This window comes from Achromobacter sp. CSND-B12, from assembly GCF_052906545.1.
In genome coordinates this window covers 23,704-41,371 of record NZ_JBREGJ010000001.1, presented here as the reverse complement: position 1 = coordinate 41,371, position 17,668 = coordinate 23,704, and the positions used below count along the sequence as shown (strand labels likewise).

Here is a 17,668-nt window from a genome sequence, read left to right as displayed (position 1 = left end):
CGGTTAGCTGGCGCGAAGGGCGGCAAGCAGCCCCTCCACCGGTTGTAAACGAATATCCAGTTCGGCCAGCAGCACGCTACGCATATCCTTGCGGAACGTTTCCAGCCACGCGCCCGGCGTGGGCGCGGGTAAAGCGGGTTGCGGCGCCGCCACCGCGGCCTGCGCGGGCGCGGCGGCGCCGGTGGGGGCGTCATCAGGCGCGCTGTCCCCCGGCGCGGCTTGCGCCTGGGCATCGGCCCGCGGCTCGTCCCCGCTTCCGGCCTGGGCCTCGGCGTGCGCCTGCGCCTCGGCTTGCGCTTGCGCCGCCGCCTCCAGCGCGGCTTGTTCGGCCTGCCGCAGCCGGTCGAAATGTCCTTGCAACAGCTTCGGAATCGCGCCCAGCAGCGTCCGCTCGCGCGGCAGCAGGGCGCGGTCCATGATGGCGTCCACCACCGCCAGCCGCGTCATCTCGGGCGTCTTGGCCGCGACCATGCCGCGCAGGCGGCTGCGCAGGTTGCCGATGCTGGTCTCCATCGTGTGCTGCAACGACAGATAGCGCTGACGAAAATTCGAGTAATCGGCGTCGTCGGCCTGCAGCGCCGCCACTTTGGCGGGCACCTGCCCCGGCAGCAGCCGCTTGGCGGCCGTGGCCGCGGTGTCGCTGGCGATGGCATCGGCCAGCGTAGTGCGCACGCGCTCGCACTCGCGCTCCTCGGCGCTGCCGAACGCGCGCGCGCCGGGCGCGATCGCCGGCGGGCGGTTGTTCAGGGCGGCGGACAGGGCAATCGCGTCCGTCCAGCCGAGCCATTGGCTCAGATGATCCGACAACGGTTGCCGCGATTGCGGCACGTCGACATCCGTCAGGCGAGTCAGCAAGCGAATGAGCGTCGGGCCGCTTAAACCTGTGCGCTGTGGGGCTTGCAACATACCACCAGAGTCAAAAAGGGGGGAGTTTACACGCTGGCGGGGGCTCGCTGGGTCGGAAAGCGGCCGCCGCGCTAGCGCCTGCAACAATTTGTCAGGACAGCGCGGCGGCAGGGGTCGCGGGAAACCCGCGGCGCTGGCGCCGCGATCTCGGAAGTGGACGATAAGCGAGGCAAAGAAGAACGCCCGCCGGGGATGCCGGCGGGCGTCGCGGAGTGGCGAAGATCAGGCGCCGGCGCGCGGCCGGCGCACCGCGCGGACCCGGCTGCTGTTGGAGCCGCCGCCGCAATAGAGCACATCGCCGCCGTCCGATTCCAGGCCGGACACGTAGGCGCCGGGCGGCATCGCCAAGCGTTCCAGCACCTCGCCGTTGGCGGGGTCCAGCCGCCGCAGCTCGCTGGCGTCATCCTCCCAGGTGCCGTGCCACAGGCTGCCATCGACCCAGGTGACGCCGGTGACGTAGCGGTCGGACTCGATGGTGCGCAGGATGGCGCCGGTGGCGGGATCGACCTGGTGGATCTTGCGGTCCTTGTAGCGGGCGATCCAGAGCAAGCCTTCGGCCCAGGTCATGCCCGAATTGCCGCCGCCTTCCGGGGCCGGCACGGTGGCCAGCACGCGCCCCGATGCCGGGTCGATTTTCTGGATGATGCTGTCGGCCAGCTGGTAGAGGTGCTTGCCATCGAAGGCGGTCCCGGCGCGGGCGATGACGTCGATCGTGCGAACCACGTCGCCGCTGGCCGGGTCCAGGGCGTGCAGCTTGTCGCCGACCGCGATCCAGATGCGGCTGCCGTCGTACGAGACGCCGTGTACGTCGGTGACTCCAGGGAACGGGCCGTATTCACGGAGGATTTCTGCGGGCTTGGTTTTCATGACGGTGTCCTTGTTCGGGGGGAATGACACTTCCATGCTAGGCATTCGGCAGCGGAGCCGGGAGTAACAATGTCGTCGCGAAACCGGGCAGGAGCGGCGTGATCCAGCGCCGCGCCCGGCCGCGGCCGAGCGAATGCGCCTGGCCGGAGGCCGCCAGCGCATCCAGGGCGCGCTGCACCTGGCGTTGGCTGGCGCCGCTGGCCAGCGCCAGCGCCGAACTGGACCACGCTTGGCCGTCGGCCAGCAGCGCCAGCACGGCGGCGTGGCGGTCCTGCACCGGGGGCGTCAGCACGGCGACGGCGCCCGCCGCGGGCGTCAATGCGAAGCCTTGCCGTGTCGCCCGGATCTCGGCCAAGGGTGCCAGGACCGCCCGCAAACGGCCGATTTCCACCCTCAGCCGCGCGCGGTGCGAGTCATCCGGATGGCGGGTGCGGAAAGCCAACGCAATCAATGCGTCGCGCGGCGCGTCGCCCGGCCACGCCCGGCCCAGCGCCTGCGCCAGGGTGAAGAGCACGGGCCGGCTGGCCAGGGCCAGGGTGCGGCCCGCGCCATGCACGGCATAGCGGCAGGCGTCGATCACCAGTGTGTCGGACGCGAGCAGCGCTTGCACCTGCTCCAGGCGCAGCACCTGCGTGTCGCCGGCGCGGTGCAGGTGGGCGGCCGGCGCCTTCAGCACGAGCGACGCCTGGCGCACCTCGGCCCGCAGGGCCGGGATGCCGGCCGCGCGCGCGGCCCGCGCGGCCCGGGCCAGCGCGGCGCGCGCCGCCGTGGCTTGCACGCGCCGCAGCGCGATGCCTGCCAGGGCCAGCTCGTGCACCGCCCGCAAGGCGGGCGGAAAGGGGGCGGGGTTCAGGTCCGACAGCACCTGTTCGGCCTGCTCCAGGCGTCCCATCAAGATCAGGCGGCGGCCGGCCAGGTAGCCGGCATAGGCCGCATTGCGCCGGTCGCCATGGCGCTCGAGCGTGGCGCGGGCGGCATCGAGCGCCGCCGCGGGCCAGCCCAGGTCGCGCGAGGCCAGCGCGATCTCGGCCTCGGCCACCACGCAGCGGGCCCGCGCCACCGGTTCCCGGGCGCCGAACGCGCGGGCGGCGCGCCGCACCAGGACGCGGGCGCGGTCGAAATCGCCCAACTGCGCCAGCGCGATGCCGCGCAGCGCCAGGCCCGGCGCGTCGTCGCGCAACGCCACCCGCGCCAGCGCGCCCAGCGGGTCGCCGCTGGCCAGCGCCCGCGCCGCGGCCATGATCAGCCCGTCCATGACGATCCCGCCATCGTTGCCGCTCCCCCTTGCCACGTCCATCCGTGGATGCCGCCAATCTACCACCGCGCTGCGGGCGCGGGGAGTTGGTCCGCTATTGCGGCCGGCGGCCGGATAGCGAGGTCTATCGCGCGGCTTCTCGGACCCGTTCCTATCGTCGGCCGCGGAGGCGTTCGATAAGTTGGGCGGGCAATCACTTATTGCGAAATCCGCATGCCCGCGCGTCGTTCCGCCAATCGCGCATCGCCGCGGCGCAGGCCGGTGGCCGGGGAAAACCAGGAAATATCGAAGGTGTATCAAACCCATGCATGTCTTGAAAGTCTTTTGCTGGAAAACCCCCCAGGCGTGCCTGCGGTTCCGCCAGTTGCAGCCCGCCGATGGCAAGACGCCCGCCTCGAAAGGCAAGGGCAAGCCGGATGCGTTGAGCGCCGACCAAGCGTGCGATGCGGCCGAGGCAGCCGACTACGCCTGGCCGGCACAGATCATTCTGGATTGCCCGGGAACGACCCACCGCGGCGACGGCTAGCCGAATGGTGCTGGTCTGGCGCGGAGTCCGTCAGCCGCGGCGGTATCCCCGCGGCAGCCACGGGTAGAATCCGATACGCCATATCCATGAAGCATCCAAGATGAGCGAGCATTTTTCCGACGACGAAATCCAGTCGCTTCGACAACACGGCATCGCCCTGTTCTCCGACCGTGTCCTGATCGCGGTCCAACCGCCCATGAGCGAGGCGCGCATCGATGAGATCGAAGCGATGTGCGCCGGCCCCTTGCCCGATGCGCTGCGCGAATTGTGGCGCCTGACCGCCGGCGGTGAATTGGCCTATGACCTGCATGCGCGGATGGACGGCAACGAAGAAGCGCTTAGTTGGTCCGAACTGTTCTATGACGGCAGCGACCACTACCGCGACCTGGCGGGCTGGATCGAGCACGAGCAGGAATGCGCCGAAGAGGCCGCCGGGGAAAGCGGCGAGGCCTGGGACGGCAAGCTGCGTTATCTGCCCATCGGCGGTTTCGAATATTGCGACCGCATTTATGTGTGCCTGGAGCCGGGCGCGCAGGCCGGCGGCATCGTGGCCTGGAAGCAGGGGCTGCCGGGCTGGACGCACGCGCTGCAACAGGATGGCGTTGCGACGATCGCGGCCGATCTGCGTGGCGCGTTTGCCGAGCTGTGCCTGGAGGAAGATCCCGAGGACCCCGACAGCACCGGGATACGCCTGCTGGAGTATCTGGGCGAGCGCGTGGCGGATCACGGCATGCCGCAGGCTTTGGCGGAAAAGCTGACGGCGTTCTACCGGCGCGCCTTGGTGGACTGGCGCGGACCGTTGGCGGCCGGGACGCTGGGGCGATCGCCGCGGCTGGCCAATCTGGCATTGAGGCACGCGCTGGCCAACGATGACGGCGCGCTGGTCGGCCAGTTGGCGGCGCAGGGCATGCGCCTGGATCAGCCGTTGCGTGGCAGCGCGACGGCGCTGGATGTGGCATTGATGCAGCATGCCCACGCGGCGGCGCAGGCGCTGTTGCGGGCCGACGCGCCGGTCAGCGCGGATGCGTTGCATCGCTTCGATCGCCAGCCGCCCGCCGAGTTGGTGGCGCAGTTGCTGGCGCGCGGGGCGCGGGCCGACGGCCTGGGCGCGGCGCGTTGCGTGGCATGCGGCACGCCCGATGCCGCGCGCCTCATCGTTGCCGCCGGTGGCGAGGGGATGGGCGCCGCGTATGCCGAGGCGCGCGACGCCATGCTGACACGCTACGAGGAAGACCTGCGCCGCGTGCGCGCCGGCAAGCTGGGGCACTACCTGGGCGCGGACGGCCTGGCCGAGCGCATCGCGAACCTGCGCGCGTTTTCGATCTGAGGCTGTGCGCGGACGCCGCGCATCTTGCGCGCATCCCGCGCATCCCACGTATCCCTATCGCGCCGCGTCCCGCCAGGCCGCTTCGGATGAGCCCAGCGCGCTCGCCGGGTAATCCCACGACTCGGGCGTGCCTTCGATCCACATGGGCGGCTTGACGCGCCGGGCCGGGCCCCATGACGTTTCCTCGATCGCCGCGGACCAGTCCGCTTCGCTTTCCGGGGCCAGCGCCGGCCCGCCTTCCAGCATGCCGCCATGCGTGATCAGCAATTGCGCGCTGCGGGCCAACGACGCGCGCGCGCTGCCGCCGGCGCCCGTCGCAAGCCGTTCGGTCAACCCGCGGATCGCCGCGGCCGCCATCAGATAGCCGGTGGCGTGGTCGAGCGCCTGGCACGGCAGCGGCACCGGACGGTCGGCGCCTTTGGCGCGCATGCCGGCCTCGGCGATGCCGGTGCTCATCTGCACCAGGCTGTCGAAGCCGCGGCGCGCCTGCCAGGGGCCGCTCCAGCCATAGGCGTCGAGCGACACGTCCACCAGTGTCGGGTTCAGCTGGCGGCGGCGCTCGGCGTCCAGGCCCAGGCGCGCCAGGGCGTCGGCGCGGTAGCCGTGGATCAGCACGTCGGCGCCGACCAGCAGGCGTTCCAGCGTGGCCAGGCCCTCAGCGGACTTGAGGTCCAGGCGCGCGCAACGCTTGCCCAGCACGACTTCGGGCACGGTGCCGGGCTCTTCCCAGCCGGGCGGATCGATGCGCAGCACGTCGGCGCCATAGCCGGCGAGGAAGCGGGTGGCGACGGGGCCGGCCAGGATGCGGGTCAGGTCCAGCACGCGCAGGCCTTGCAGGGGCCGTTGCCGGCGGACGCGCCATTGCGGCCTGGCCGCGGCGGGACCGGCGTCGCGGTGCAGGAGCGGCTCCTCGGCCACGCCGCGGCCTTGCGGGTGCTGGCGCCAGGCGTCGATGCCGCGCATGGCCGCGGCGCAGCCGTTGCGGGCGACCACGGCCGCTTCCAGTTCGTCGGCGCGCCAGCGCGACACGGCCTGGGCCACGGCGTCGCGGTCGGCGGCCACGCCCAGCACCGCCAGGGCGGCGTCGCGGTGATGAGGCGCGTTGGTATGCAGCCGGATCCAGCCGTCCGCGGCGCGGTAGTCGCCCGCCACGGCGTCCCACAGCGGCGGCGCGCTCCAGCCGACCGGACGCAAGGTGGTGCCGAACCAGATCGAGGCCAGGCGGCGGTCGACCGTGACCTGGCCGATGGCGCCAGGACCGGTCGAATCCGGGCCGGTCGCGCCGGCCGCCGCGAATTCAGCCATGGCCAGCCCGGCCGCGCCAATGGCGGCGGTGGCGAATTCGGTGACGGCGAAGACGGATGGCAAGGCGCCTTCGCCGGTGATGGCCACGCGCGCCAGGTGCGCGGGGGCGCCGCCGGCCGCCAGCCAGAACTGGCGCAGATAGTCGGCAATGGCGGGCGAGGGCGGGAGGGCGTTGGCGGACATGAGGCTTCCTGGTCGTCTGAGAATGCCGCCAGGATTATTCTTCTCGTATTAATTGTCAATATTGATTAATCTAATCAACTTATTGGTTCAGCCTCACGGCATCGCGGTCGCCATGCCGTGCCCGGGCCTCGTTTCCCCTTCGTTTCCCCCTTAGCTGAACGCTGTCTGCCACCGTCCGCCCTCATGCCCGATTACCTGACTTCCGCCGCCGCGGCCGCCCGTCTGGGCGTATCGCGCCAGACCCTGTATGCCTATGTGAGCCGCGGGCTGCTGCACGCCGAGTCCGGCGCCACCCCGCGTGAAAGCCGCTACCTGGCCGAGGATGTGGACCGGCTGGCGGCGCAGCGCACGCGCGGGCGCAAGCCCAGGGAGGTGGCCAAGGCCACGCTGAATTGGGGGCTGCCGGTGCTGGAGTCCGCCATCACGCTGATCGATGACGGGCAGCTGTTCTATCGCGGGGAAAGCGCCGTGGCGTTGGCCGGTTCGCGTTCGGTGGAGGCGGTGGCGGCGCATCTTTGGCAGTGCGACCAAGCCATGGCGTTCGGCGCGCCCGCGCCGGTGTTGCCGGGCGACCTGGCGGCGTTGTTCGCGCGGCATCGCGGCCAGCGCGCCGAGGCCGCGTTGTTGCCGTTATTCACGGCGGCCAGCGATGACGACGCCACCGCGTTGTGGCAGCGCTCGCCCGAGCGCCAGGCGCAGGGCTGCGGCGCGCTGGTGCGCACGCTGGCGGCCTGCCTGTTGCAGACCCCGCCAGACGACGCGCCGATCCACGCGCAATGCGCCCGCGCCTGGGGCGTGGACGAGGCGGGCGCGGACCTGATCCGCATGGCCCTGGTGCTGTGCGCCGACCACGAATTGAACGCCTCCAGTTTCACCGCGCGCTGCATCGCGTCCACCGGCGCCAGCCTGCGCGCCGGCATCGTGGGCGGGCTGGCGGCGCTGACGGGCGGCCGCCACGGCGGCACCACGGCGCGCGCCGAGGCGATGTGGGATGAACTGGAACGCGGCGATGCCGGCGCGGACGCCGGCCAGCGGCTGGCGCGTGGCTTGCGCGAACGGTTGGCGCGGGGCGAGGATCTGCCGGGTTTCGGGCATCACCTGTATCCGGCCGGCGATCCGCGCGCCAGCGCCTTGCTGGCGCGGATACTGCCGCGGCGTCCCGACTGGCAGGCGCTGATCGAACAGGCGTTCCAGCTGGCCGGGCAGCGGCCGTCGGTGGACTTCGCGCTGGTGGCGGTGCGGCGCCACCTGGGGCTGCCGCTGGGCGCGGCCTTCGGCTTGTTCGCGCTGGGGCGCTCCATCGGCTGGCTGGCGCACGGGCTGGAGCAGCGCGGCAGCCAGGATGTGATCCGGCCGCGCGCGGCCTATACCGGCGCGCATCCCGACGCGGCTTGAACGCGGCGTCCGGCGCTGACACGGCATGCCGTGTCGGCGCCGTGGGGCGCGGTACGGCGCGCGCCGCGGGCGTCAGGCCTTGGACAGCGTGACCTGGCCAAACGTCATCCAGACGTGCGCGGTGTCCGAGGCCTGCGCGCGGTAGGAACCGCTGGCCTCGCCCAGCCGCATGGCGACGGCGGTGAATTCCCAGGCCAGGGCGTCGTCGCAGGGCACCTTGCGGTGGGTGTACGCCTCCAGGCCATGGGCCTTGCCGAAGGCCAGCGCCAGCTGCGCGTGTTCGGCCAGTTCGGCTGGCACGGAGGGATGATCCCAGCCCCACAGGAAGCTGCCGTCCTCGCTGTTGGAGGTGCCGACGATCTGCACCGGCGCTTGCGCGGTGATGCCGCCGGGCAGCTGGAACACGATCAGGCCGCTGTCCATGTCCACGGACCATTGCCCGGCCTCGTCCAGGTGCCAGGTGGCGCAGTGCGCCGAGGTGGCGGCGCGCATGCCTTCCAGGCTCTGGGCGATGTAGGCGGAAACGTCGAAGGGCTGCGTGGTGTCGGACATGCGGGGCTTTGCGGGTGATGGAAAACCGATAGGGTACCCGCAAAGGTCTGGCGCCGCCGCTTGGCACTGATGGCGAGCGGGGCAATTGGCGCGGGCAGGCGGCGTGGCAGCCCGCCGGTTCGATCGTCCGCGCCTTGGCCCGCGTTAACCGGCGTTTGGCGAGGCGAAGCGCTGCGCCAATTGATCGCAGTGCCGCGCCAGCAGGGCGGCGTCCACGCCGACCGCCGTGAACAGGCTGCCGGCCGCCATGTAGCGCCGCGCCAGCGTTTCGTCCACGGTCAGCACGCCGGGCGCCTTGCCGGCCTTGCGGATGCGGGCGATGGCGGCTTCGACCGCGGCCACGACTTGCGGGTGGCCGGGCTCGCCTGGATAGCCCAGGCTGGCGGCCAGGTCGGCCGGGCCGATGAAGATGCCGTCCACGCCGTCGACCGCGGCCATGGCGTCCAGTTGCTCCAGTGCTTCGCCGGTTTCGGCCTGGATCAGCAGGCACAGTTCGTTTTCGCAATGCCGCATGTAGTCGGCGACGCGGCCATAGCGGGTGGCGCGCACCGTGCCGCCGACGCCGCGCACGCCACGCGGCGCGTAGCGCGTGCCGGCCACGGCCTGGCGCGCCTCGTCGGCGTTCTGCACATAAGGCAGCAGCAGGGTCTGCGCGCCGATGTCCAGGTAGCGCTTGATCTGCAGGTTGTCGTTCCAGGTCGGGCGTACCACCGCGTGGGTGGGATAGGGCGCGACCGCCTGCAGTTGCGCCATGACGGTGGGCAGCAGCGCGGGCGTGTGCTCGGTGTCCAGCAGCAGCCAGTCGAAGCCGGAGCCGGCCACCAATTCGGCGCTGTTGGGATTGGCCAGCGTGACCCACAGGCCGGTCTGGTGGCGCCGTTCGCGCAGCGCGCGCTTGAAGGGATTGGCGGGAAGTTGCATCGGCGGCCTCTTCAGGAAAAATGCACCGAGATGCTGCCCAGCGGGCCGTAGTCGGCATGGATGGTGTCGCCCTTGGCCACCGCCACGGTGCGGGTGAACGAACCGGCCAGCACGATCTGGCCGGCTTCCAGCCCGGTGTCGTGCGCCGCCAGCTTGTTGGCCAGCCAGACGATGCCCATGGCCGGGTGGCCGAGCACCGCGGCCGACACGCCCGATTCCTCGATCACGCCGTTCTTGAGCAGCAGCGCCGCGACCCAGCGCAGATCGACATCGAGCGGCTTGACCGGGCGGCCGCCCAGGATGATGCCGGCGCAGGCGGCGTTGTCGGCGATGTTGTCGACGATGCGGCGCGGGTACTTGCTGCGGCCGTCGATCAGTTCCAGCGCCGGCACCACGTAGTCGGTGGCGTCGAGCACGTCGAACAGCGTCACGTCCGGACCGCGCAACGGCTTGCCCAGCACGAAGGCCAGCTCGACCTCGACGCGTGGCACGATCAGTTTTTCGGTGGCGATGGTGTCGCCGTCCTGGAAGAACATGGTGTCCAGCAGATGGCCGTAGTCGGGTTCGTCGATGCCGACGGTGCTTTGCATGGCTTTGGAGGTCAGCCCGATCTTGTGGCCGCGCAGGCGCGCGCCGGCGGCCAGCTTGCTGGCGATGATGTGCTGCTGGATGGCGTAGGCGTCGGCGATCTCGATGCCGGGAAAGGCCTGGTCCAGTTGCGTGGTGGGCACGCCGGTGCGTTCGGCCTCGATCAGCAGCGTGGCCGCCTGCTGGCGTTGTGCGTCGTTCAACATGGGGTGTCCTCAGGGGCGCGCGGCCGTTTCGTCGGCCACGGGGTTGGAGAGCGTGCCGATACCGGAAACTTCCACTTCGACCACGTCGCCAGGTTTGAGAAAGCGCGGCGGATCGAAGCGCACGCCGGCGCCGATGGGCGTGCCGGTCGAGATGACGTCGCCCGGCTTGAGCGTGGTCCAGATCGAGATGTAGCGGATCAGTTCGGCGAACGGGAACATCAGGTTGGCGGTGCTGTCGTGCTGGCGCACCTCGCCGTTCACGCGCGTGGTGACCGTCAGCGGCGCCTGCGGATCGAAGGCGTCGGCGCTGACCAGCCATGGCCCCATGGAGCCGCTGGCATCCCAGTTCTTGCCCTGCGTCACGTTGAACTTGCCGTGGCGCAGCCAGTCGCGCACCGTGCCTTCGTTCAGGCAGGTCAGGCCGGCGATGTGCGACCAGGCATCCTCGGCGGCGATACGGCGGCCGGCCTTGCCGATGACGATGGCGATCTCGCCTTCGTAGTCGAGCTGCTCGGATTCGGGCGGGCGCAGCAGCGGCTGGCCGTGGCCCACGAACGATTCGGGAAAGCGCGGGAACACGCTGGGGTATTGCGGCGGCGCGCTGCCGTCCTTGTATTCCTCGTTGCGGTGGCCGTAGTTGACGCCTACGCAGATGATCTTGCCGGGGTTGGCGATGGGGGGCAGCAGGATCAGCGCGGACAGCGGCAGCGTGGCGTCCAGGCGTTCGGCGGCCGCAGCCAGGCGCGGCAGGGCACCCGCGGCCACCGCCGCCTGCAGGTCAGCGTGGCCTTGACCACCCAGGTCGACCACGGCGTCGCCGCGCAGCAGGCCGAAGCCGGCGCGGCCCTGGTGTTCAAAGGACAGGAATTTCATGCGTCGAATCCAAAGAGGCGGGCCGGGTTGTCGACCAGGATTTTCTTGAGGATGGCGTCGTCGCCGGCGTAGCGCGCCAACTGGTCCAGCAGGCGGCCTTCGTCGGGCGGCTGCTTGACCGACACCGGGTGCGGCCAGTCGCTGCCCCAGACCACGCGGTCGGGGTTGGCGGCGATCAGCGCCTGCGCCAGCGGCACCACGTCGTCCCAGGGCGGGCCGCTGCGCGACAGCTTTTCGGTCAGCGACAGCATCACCCAGAAGTTGCCGCGCGCCAGCAGGTCCAGCAGCGCGCGGCGGGTGGGATCGGCGGCGCCGGCGGTGGGGTCGGCGCGGCCCATGTGGTCGATCAGCACAGGGATGTCCAGGCGCTCGAACTGCGTCACCTGGGCCATCATGCCGTCGGGCTCGGGCTGGAACTTGGCGTACCAGCCCAGCTCGCGGATGCGGGCGATGGCGCGTTCGAACACGGCCGGCTCCATGCTGATGCCCAGGCCCTGCCGGGTGAAGCGCGCGCCGCGCACGCCGGCGTCGTGCAGCCGGGCGATGTAGGCGTCGTCGCGCTCGGCCAGCACCAGCGCGTTGGCGCAGCCGCGATAGTTGGGGCCGGCGGCGGCCAGGCCGTCCAGCACCACCTGGTGGTCGGCGCCGTAGGTGGTGGCCTGCACGATGACGCCGCGCTCGATGCCGAGCAGGCGGTGCAGGCGCAGCGCCGTTTCGATGGTGGCGCTGGGCATTTCGTAGGCGGCGCCGGGGCGCACCGGGTAGCGCTCGGCGGGGCCGAACACGTGGAACTGGCTGTCGCAGGCGCCGGGCGGCAGGCGCCGCGCCGGCGCGGTGGGATGCGGGTTGAAGGGCAGGTATTGCGGCATGTCGCTTCCTCAGTCCAGCACGGCGACGAAGTCGCATTCGATCAGCTTGTCGCCGTCCAGGTCGGCCTGCATGGTGTGGCGCGCGGGCCGGTCGGCGGGATCGGGGAAGGCTCGCAGCCAGACGGCGTTGAGCGCCGCGCGCTGTGATCGGTCGCGCATCCACACGGTCATCTTGGCGATGTTGGCGAGCGAGCCGCCGCCGGCTTCGACGATGCGGCGCACGTGGCCGAACATCAGTTCGCACTGCCGTTCCAGCGTGTCGCCATAGGCGCCGGTGGCGGGGTCGGTGCCCTGGATGCTGCCCGAATACAGCATGCCGCCGACGCGGCAGGCGGCGGGAATGGGGTTCTTGTGGCTGAAGCCTTCGGCGTAGATGCTCTGTCGTGTGCTTTGTCGTGTGCTTTGTCGTGTGCTTTGTCGTGTCATGGCGGACCTTAGTTGGCGGTGATGCCCGCGCGCTCGATGATGGGCGTCCAGCGCGCATCCTCGGCGGCCAGGTAGCGGGTGAAGTCGGCGGGCGAGCTGGCCTGGGCGTCGGCGCCCAGCTCCTGGAAACGCTGGATGATCTCGGGCTGGCTCAGTATCTTCTCCAGCGCCTGGCTCAGGCGCGCCAGCACCTCGGGCGGCGTGCCCTTGGGCGCCAGCAGGCCGGTGAAGGTGGCCGCTTCCATGCCCGGCACGCCGGCCTCGGCGAAGGTGGGGATGTCGGGCAGCGACGGCACGCGCCTGGCGGTGGTGACGGCCAGGCCGCGGGTGCGGCCTTCCTTGATGTAGGGCAGCGACACCGAGATCTGGTCGAAGTTGAAGTCCACCTGGCCGCCCAGCAGATCGGTGGTGGCGGGCGCGTTGCCCTTGTATTGCGCGGTGGTCCAGCGCGCGCCGGTCAGCGATTGCAGCAGTTCGCTCACCAGGTGGTTGGTGGTGCCGGCGCCGGGCGAGGCCATGTTGAGCTTGCCGGGTTCCTTCCTGGCCAGCGCCAGCAGTTCGCCCAGGGTCTTCACGGGCAGGCCGGGCCGCACTTGCAGCACCAGCGGCGTGTAGGACACCGAGCTGATGGGCTCGAAGTCCTTGTCCCACTTGTAGGCCTGGCGCTTGAAGATCAGCGGGCTGAACAGCAGCGGGCCGTTGGCGGCCATGAACAGCGTGTAGCCGTCGGGCTCGGCGCGCGCCACCTGCTCGCCGGCGATCATGCCGCCGGCGCCGGGCTTGTTCTCGACGATGAAGGGCTGGCCGAAGGCGGCCTGCAGGCCGGGGCTGATCAGGCGCGCGGCCACGTCGACGTTGCCGCCGGGCGGGTAGGGCACCACGATCTTCACGGGTTTGTCCGGCCAGGCGTGTGCCAGCGTGGTCGCGGCCATCAGCGCCAGGGCGGCGCCGGCCTTTGCAAGCGGGGTCATGGTTTTGTCTCCAGTGCGTGGGTGTGTTGTTGTTTTGGGAGACTCTAGAAACTTGGCCGCGCGGCGACAACGCCAAAAATCCGAAAAAGTCCGGATGTTGGACTTATTGCGGCAATCGCGGTTTGCCCCGATTCACTGGCCAGCCGAAAACCCGGGAAAATGCCGTGAAAGCCTGGGCCGGCGGCAATGCCGCGCCGCCCAGCCAGGTTCAACATATGGACGTCCCTTTGATGCGTATCGCCGCCCCGGAACTCAATCCCGAACAGACCTACAAGCTCATGAGCGGCATCGTGGTGCCGCGCCCGATCGCCTGGATCACCACGCTCGGGCCGGCGGGCAAGGTCAACCTGGCGCCGTTCAGCTGCTTCACGTTCGTGTCGAACACGCCGCCGATGCTGGGCATCAACATCGGCCGCAAGGCCGGCCGGCGCAAGGACACCGCCAACAACATCCTGGAACACGGCCACTTCGTGGTGAACATCGGCAACGCCAGCCTGCTCGACGCCATCCATGCCAGCGCCGAGGAACACCCGCCCGAGGTCAGCGAGGCCGAGGTGCTGCAACTGGCGGTGCTGCCCGGCGAGAGCGTGGCCACGCCGCGGCTGGCCGCGGCGCCGGTCAGCCTGGAATGCACCTTGCACAGCGTGATCCCGTTCGGCGAGACGGGGGCGGAGTTCTTCGTCGGCGAGGTGAAGCTGTTCCACATCCGCGACGGCCTGGCGCGCGACGGCAAGATCGACACGCTGGCCCTCGATCCGGTATGCCGCATCGCCGGGCCGAACTACGCGCTGCTGGGCCCCCTGGTGACCAAGCAGGCGCTGCGCCAGACGCCGAAATCCGTCATGGGCAAGGATCCGGCATGAGCGTCGACGCCGCGGCCGACGAGGCGCAGCCGGGCGCGCAGACCGTGCGCCGCGCCATGGCCATCCTGCGGTTGGTGGCCTGTGGCCAGGAACGCGGCGTGCGCCTGATCGACCTGCAGCGCATGTCGGGGCTGAACCGGCCGACGGTGCATCGCCTGCTCAAGACGCTGATCCAGGAAGGCGCGGTGGAGCAGGACGCGGCCACGCGCCGCTACCTGATCGGTCCGGAAATCAGCCTGCTGGGCCTGGCGCGCACGCGCCGTTTTCCCTTGCTGACGCTGGCCGATCCCTATCTGGCGGAACTGGCCGACCAGGTCGGCGACACGGTGTTCCTGAGCGTGCGGCATGGGCACGATTCGATCTGCATCGGCCGCAAGACCGGCCATCATCCGATCCAGGTGCTGTCGATCGAAGTGGGCGTGCGCCGGCCGTTGGGGTTGGGCGTGTCCGGCGTGGCGCTGTTGTCGTGCCTGCCCGAGGCCGAGAGCGCCGCCATCGTGCAGGCCAATGCCGCGCGGCTGGCGGTGGCCGGGGAGCGGGCCGAGGACATTCTGGCGCGGGTCGCGCAGGCGCGCGCCAGCGGCATCGCCCACGCGCCCGCCGGCTTGATGCCGGGCACCAGCGCGGTGGCGCTGCCGATCCGCGCCGAAGGCGGCGAGCCGCTGGGCGCGGTGACGGTGACGGCGATGGCCGAGCGCCTGGCAGGCGGGCGGCTGGCGCAGGTGGTCGAACGCATGCGCGACCGCGCCCAGGCGATCGCGCGGCGCCATGCGGAGGTCAGCGAGCGGCGGCGGTGAGCGGGCCGGAGCCTCAGGCGCGCACCGCCCTGGCGTAAGCGGCGGTTGCGGTCAGCCTGGGGGACGCGCCAGCGCGTAGACGCGGGTAGCGCGTCCGTAATGCGTTTCGACGGCGCGGAAGGTGAAGCCCAGTTTTGCAGCACGCGCTGCGATCCCAGGTTGTCGGGCCAGGTGACGGCCAGCAGCTCCGCGCAGTCGAGCGCGCGCCAGGCGTAATCGCACAGCTGGCGCGCCGCCCGGGTGGCATAGCCGCGTCCCCAGGCCGACCGTTGCAGGCGGTAGGCCAGCTGCAACGCGCCAGTGTCTTCCAGCCGTGTCAGGCTGATCCAGCCCACCGCCACGCCGTCAGGATCGACGACCGCCCAGTGGCCGATCGCGTCGGGCGGCGTCTTCAGCCAATCCAGCAGTTCCTGGCGGCGCGCCTGGGTGGCGGGCTTGACGCCGGTGCTGTGGCGCATGACCTCGGGGTCGGATTCCAGGGCCAGGATCATGGGCACGTCGTTTTCGCGCAGGCGGCGCAGCGTGACGGTCGGGGCGGGCGGCATTGTGGCGGCGCTCAATACGTCAGCGGCGCGCCGGTCACGACTTCGTACAGGAACCGGTCCAGCCGCTCGGTCTGGCCATCGGGCCGGTCGAAGAAGGGGGCTTTTTCCAAAGCCGGCAGCGTGGTTTCCAGGTAGGCGTGGATCAACGGGAAGCGCGGGCCGTGCTCGGCCTCGCCGGCCTGCATCTTGATGGCCAGCAGCGCGTTGATCTCGTCGCGCAGCGCGGGGTCGGTGACCATGGCATCGGCCAGGTCGGCAAAGCGCATCGGCGGGATGCCGCGGCCGCTGTCGATCCATTGCGCGGCCAGCACCGGACGCAGCACGTACAGGTATTTCTTGAGCCGCACCGTGTCGCCCTGCAGCGATTCGCGGAAATTGCGGCCGGCCATGGACACGTAATGCCAGCGGCCTTTCATGTGCGAGAAATACGCGCTGCGAAAGTGCCGCAGCCAGGCGCTGGTGGCCTCGTCCTGGCGGTACAGCACGGGCGAATCCAGCCACTCGAACAGGGTGGGGTTGGAGCCGCGCAGCAGTTGCAGCGCCTTGCGCAATTCCCAGCCGGACACGTCCAGCTCGTCGTCGATGGGCAGTTCGATCACGTCGCGCTGGGGCGCCACGCGCAGGTACCAGTCCAGCTTGTGCACGTACAGGAAGCGCACGTCGTAGTCGCTGTCGGGCGAGGCGAAGCCCCAACCGCGGCTGCCGGATTCGCAGGCGAGCAGGACGCGCACGTCGTGACGCTGTTCGATGTGTTCCAGCGTGGCCATGACGCGTTCGCGGACGGCCGGATCGATGGGATGGGCATGCAGGATCGAGGTCATGCGTCCAATGCTAGCACTTCGTCCCGCGGGCGCGATGCGCGTGGCTAGGGGCGGCGCGTTGCGGTCCCGCGCGCGTTTGCCATTCAATGATTAGGCGGCATATCATATGCCTCCATATAAATTTTCCGAAAGCACATGCCAGCCGTTCATCCCGCCATGTTGGAACCCAAGCACCATGCCTTGCTCGACGAGGCCGCCCGTCGCGGGCTGCCTTCGTCCGACGGTATCCGGCTGTGCTTCCAGGTGCTGGCCCTGGCCGGCGCCATCGACCGCGACTGCGCCGCGCGCCTGGCGCCACGGCAGTTGTCCGAAGGCAAGTTCGTGCTGTTGTTCCTGCTGCATGCCCAGGCCGGCGGCCTGTCGCCGCACGAGCTGGCGGCGCGCGCGGGCGTGACCCGCGCCACCGTCACGGGCCTGCTCGACGGCTTGGAACGCGATGGCTTCGTGTTGCGCCAGCCGGGCCAGGACGACCGGCGCCGCGTTACCGTGACGCTGACGCCCAAGGGCAGGGCGGCGGCGGCGCGCCTGTTCAAGGAGCACGCGCAATGGATCGGCTCGCTGTTCGACGGCCTGTCGCAAGCCGAGCGGCGCCAGCTTGGCGACCTGTTGGCCAAGGTCTGGCGCGGCACCGACAGCGGGCGCGCGGCGCCGGCCGGAGCCGCGCCATGAGCGCCGCGAAACCCGCCGGCCGCGGCGTCAAGGACATCGGCGCCGATCGCCTCGCGCAACTGAACGCCGGCGCGCCGGCCACGCACCTGACCGAATGCCTGGCGGTGGACTTCGCCCGCCTGATGCAGGCGCTGGCGCCCGAGGTCGGCGCCGCAGGCATCGCGCGCATGCGGGCCGCGGCGGCGCTGGGAATTTCCCGGCGCATGGCGCTGGCGGCGCGGATCCTGGGGGAAAGCCTGGGCGAGCCCGGCATGGCGCGCATGGCGGCGCAGGCGTCGGATACCGCGCGCGGCTGGGCCTGCTTCATGGTCGGGGCCGCGCCGGGCCTGTCGCTGGCGCAGCGCCTGGCGCGGATCCGGCCGCTGGCCGACGACGCGCATTTCGGCGTGCGCGAATGGGCCTGGCTGGCGGTGCGGCCGGCGCTGGCGGCGGACCTGGACGCGGCCATCGCGCAACTGCAGGCGTGGACGGCATTGCCGTCCGAGCGCCTGCGCCGCTTTGCCAGCGAGGCGTTGCGGCCGCGCGGTGTCTGGTGCGCGCACATCGCCGCGCTCAAGGCGGATCCGGGGCAGGCGCTGCCGCTGCTGGAGCCGCTGCGCGCCGATCCGGCGGTCTATGTGCAGGATTCGGTGGCGAACTGGCTGAACGACGCCAGCAAGGACCAGCCGGACTGGGTCCGGCGGGTGTGCGCGCGCTGGCTGACGCACAGCCCGGTCGCGGCGACGCGGCGCATCTGCCAGCGGGCGCTGCGCACCATCGGGGCGTAGCGCGCCGCGGGCCGCGCAGGCCACGCGGCTATCGAT

19 protein-coding genes and 1 pseudogene are annotated in these 17,668 nt (G+C 70.9%); 7 read left to right on the top strand and 13 right to left on the bottom strand.

Annotation, left to right across the window (positions count from 1 at the left end):
• Nucleotides 1–3 precede the first annotated feature (3 nt).
• The 3 genes from ACUTAG_RS00250 to ACUTAG_RS00240 form a co-directional block, all read right to left on the bottom strand.
• Entirely contained in the window at nt 4–906 is a 903-nt protein-coding gene (locus tag ACUTAG_RS00250; RefSeq protein ID WP_058664619.1) for a DUF3348 domain-containing protein, read from the bottom strand.
• 222 nt (nt 907–1,128) lie between these two features.
• Nucleotides 1,129–1,773 (bottom strand): Vgb family protein, encoded by a 645-nt coding sequence (locus ACUTAG_RS00245; protein WP_148318723.1) that lies wholly within the window; start codon nt 1,771–1,773, stop codon nt 1,129–1,131.
• Nucleotides 1,774–1,810: 37 nt separating this feature from the next.
• On the bottom strand, nt 1,811–3,028 hold the full coding sequence (locus ACUTAG_RS00240) for a helix-turn-helix domain-containing protein (RefSeq protein WP_148318725.1): 1,218 nt from the start codon (nt 3,026–3,028) through the stop codon (nt 1,811–1,813).
• A 304-nt stretch (nt 3,029–3,332) separates the two neighbouring features.
• Between ACUTAG_RS00240 and ACUTAG_RS00235 the strand changes: the two genes are divergently transcribed.
• Together ACUTAG_RS00235 and ACUTAG_RS00230 are read left to right on the top strand one after the other, a co-directional pair.
• The gene (locus ACUTAG_RS00235) at nt 3,333–3,554 is read left to right on the top strand and encodes a hypothetical protein (RefSeq protein ID WP_053498435.1); all 222 of its coding nucleotides are present in this window, start codon (nt 3,333–3,335) and stop codon (nt 3,552–3,554) included.
• Between the two features lie 100 nt (nt 3,555–3,654).
• Nucleotides 3,655–4,881: an SMI1/KNR4 family protein gene (locus ACUTAG_RS00230; protein ID WP_148318727.1), complete on the top strand. Its 1,227-nt coding sequence runs from the start codon at nt 3,655–3,657 to the stop codon at nt 4,879–4,881.
• Between the two features lie 54 nt (nt 4,882–4,935).
• Here the strand turns inward: ACUTAG_RS00230 and ACUTAG_RS00225 are convergent, their stop codons facing one another.
• Complete coding sequence (locus ACUTAG_RS00225; protein ID WP_054484246.1) at nt 4,936–6,369, bottom strand: CoA transferase; 1,434 nt, start codon at nt 6,367–6,369, stop codon at nt 4,936–4,938.
• 183 nt (nt 6,370–6,552) lie between these two features.
• On the opposite strand from ACUTAG_RS00225, the gene ACUTAG_RS00220 reads away from it, so the two are divergent.
• Nucleotides 6,553–7,764, top strand: coding sequence for a citrate synthase family protein (locus ACUTAG_RS00220; protein WP_054449356.1), 1,212 nt, complete (start codon nt 6,553–6,555; stop codon nt 7,762–7,764).
• A gap of 72 nt (nt 7,765–7,836) precedes the next feature.
• Here the strand turns inward: ACUTAG_RS00220 and ACUTAG_RS00215 are convergent, their stop codons facing one another.
• The 7 genes from ACUTAG_RS00215 to ACUTAG_RS00185 form a co-directional block, all read right to left on the bottom strand.
• Complete coding sequence (locus tag ACUTAG_RS00215; protein ID WP_020928004.1) at nt 7,837–8,316, bottom strand: DUF6882 domain-containing protein; 480 nt, start codon at nt 8,314–8,316, stop codon at nt 7,837–7,839.
• Nucleotides 8,317–8,460: 144 nt separating this feature from the next.
• Entirely contained in the window at nt 8,461–9,237 is a 777-nt protein-coding gene (locus tag ACUTAG_RS00210) for an aldolase/citrate lyase family protein (protein WP_047990984.1), read from the bottom strand.
• An 11-nt stretch (nt 9,238–9,248) separates the two neighbouring features.
• Nucleotides 9,249–10,031: a 2-oxo-hept-4-ene-1,7-dioate hydratase gene (hpaH, locus tag ACUTAG_RS00205; RefSeq protein WP_054484247.1), complete on the bottom strand. Its 783-nt coding sequence runs from the start codon at nt 10,029–10,031 to the stop codon at nt 9,249–9,251.
• Between the two features lie 9 nt (nt 10,032–10,040).
• Entirely contained in the window at nt 10,041–10,904 is an 864-nt protein-coding gene (locus tag ACUTAG_RS00200; RefSeq protein WP_047990982.1) for a fumarylacetoacetate hydrolase family protein, read from the bottom strand.
• Nucleotides 10,901–11,773, bottom strand: a complete 873-nt coding sequence (locus tag ACUTAG_RS00195) for an amidohydrolase family protein (protein WP_047990981.1) — start codon at nt 11,771–11,773, stop codon at nt 10,901–10,903. Before ACUTAG_RS00195 ends, ACUTAG_RS00200 begins: the two co-directional genes overlap by 4 nt.
• Before the next feature lie 9 nt (nt 11,774–11,782).
• Nucleotides 11,783–12,199: a RidA family protein gene (locus ACUTAG_RS00190; RefSeq protein ID WP_148318730.1), complete on the bottom strand. Its 417-nt coding sequence runs from the start codon at nt 12,197–12,199 to the stop codon at nt 11,783–11,785.
• A gap of 8 nt (nt 12,200–12,207) precedes the next feature.
• Nucleotides 12,208–13,170 carry a Bug family tripartite tricarboxylate transporter substrate binding protein gene (locus ACUTAG_RS00185; protein ID WP_054471368.1) on the bottom strand — a complete coding sequence of 321 codons (963 nt, stop codon included), beginning with the start codon at nt 13,168–13,170 and terminating at the stop codon, nt 12,208–12,210.
• Between the two features lie 230 nt (nt 13,171–13,400).
• Here ACUTAG_RS00185 and ACUTAG_RS00180 point away from each other — a divergent pair, with 230 nt between their 5' ends.
• The gene (locus tag ACUTAG_RS00180) at nt 13,401–14,033 is read left to right on the top strand and encodes a flavin reductase family protein (RefSeq protein WP_053498443.1); all 633 of its coding nucleotides are present in this window, start codon (nt 13,401–13,403) and stop codon (nt 14,031–14,033) included.
• Nucleotides 14,030–14,830, top strand: coding sequence for an IclR family transcriptional regulator (locus tag ACUTAG_RS00175; RefSeq protein ID WP_047990978.1), 801 nt, complete (start codon nt 14,030–14,032; stop codon nt 14,828–14,830). Before ACUTAG_RS00180 ends, ACUTAG_RS00175 begins: the two co-directional genes overlap by 4 nt.
• A gap of 194 nt (nt 14,831–15,024) precedes the next feature.
• Here ACUTAG_RS00175 and ACUTAG_RS00170 read toward each other — a convergent pair.
• A pseudogene (locus ACUTAG_RS00170) lies at nt 15,025–15,321 on the bottom strand (GNAT family N-acetyltransferase); the annotation flags it as partial.
• A 65-nt stretch (nt 15,322–15,386) separates the two neighbouring features.
• The gene (locus ACUTAG_RS00165; protein WP_049054960.1) at nt 15,387–16,196 is read right to left on the bottom strand and encodes a nucleotidyltransferase domain-containing protein; all 810 of its coding nucleotides are present in this window, start codon (nt 16,194–16,196) and stop codon (nt 15,387–15,389) included.
• A 135-nt stretch (nt 16,197–16,331) separates the two neighbouring features.
• Between ACUTAG_RS00165 and ACUTAG_RS00160 the strand changes: the two genes are divergently transcribed.
• Nucleotides 16,332–16,865 carry a MarR family winged helix-turn-helix transcriptional regulator gene (locus tag ACUTAG_RS00160; RefSeq protein WP_054449361.1) on the top strand — a complete coding sequence of 178 codons (534 nt, stop codon included), beginning with the start codon at nt 16,332–16,334 and terminating at the stop codon, nt 16,863–16,865.
• Nucleotides 16,862–17,632, top strand: a complete 771-nt coding sequence (locus tag ACUTAG_RS00155; RefSeq protein WP_446649928.1) for a DNA alkylation repair protein — start codon at nt 16,862–16,864, stop codon at nt 17,630–17,632. Before ACUTAG_RS00160 ends, ACUTAG_RS00155 begins: the two co-directional genes overlap by 4 nt.
• The last annotated feature ends 36 nt before the right edge of the window (nt 17,633–17,668 follow it).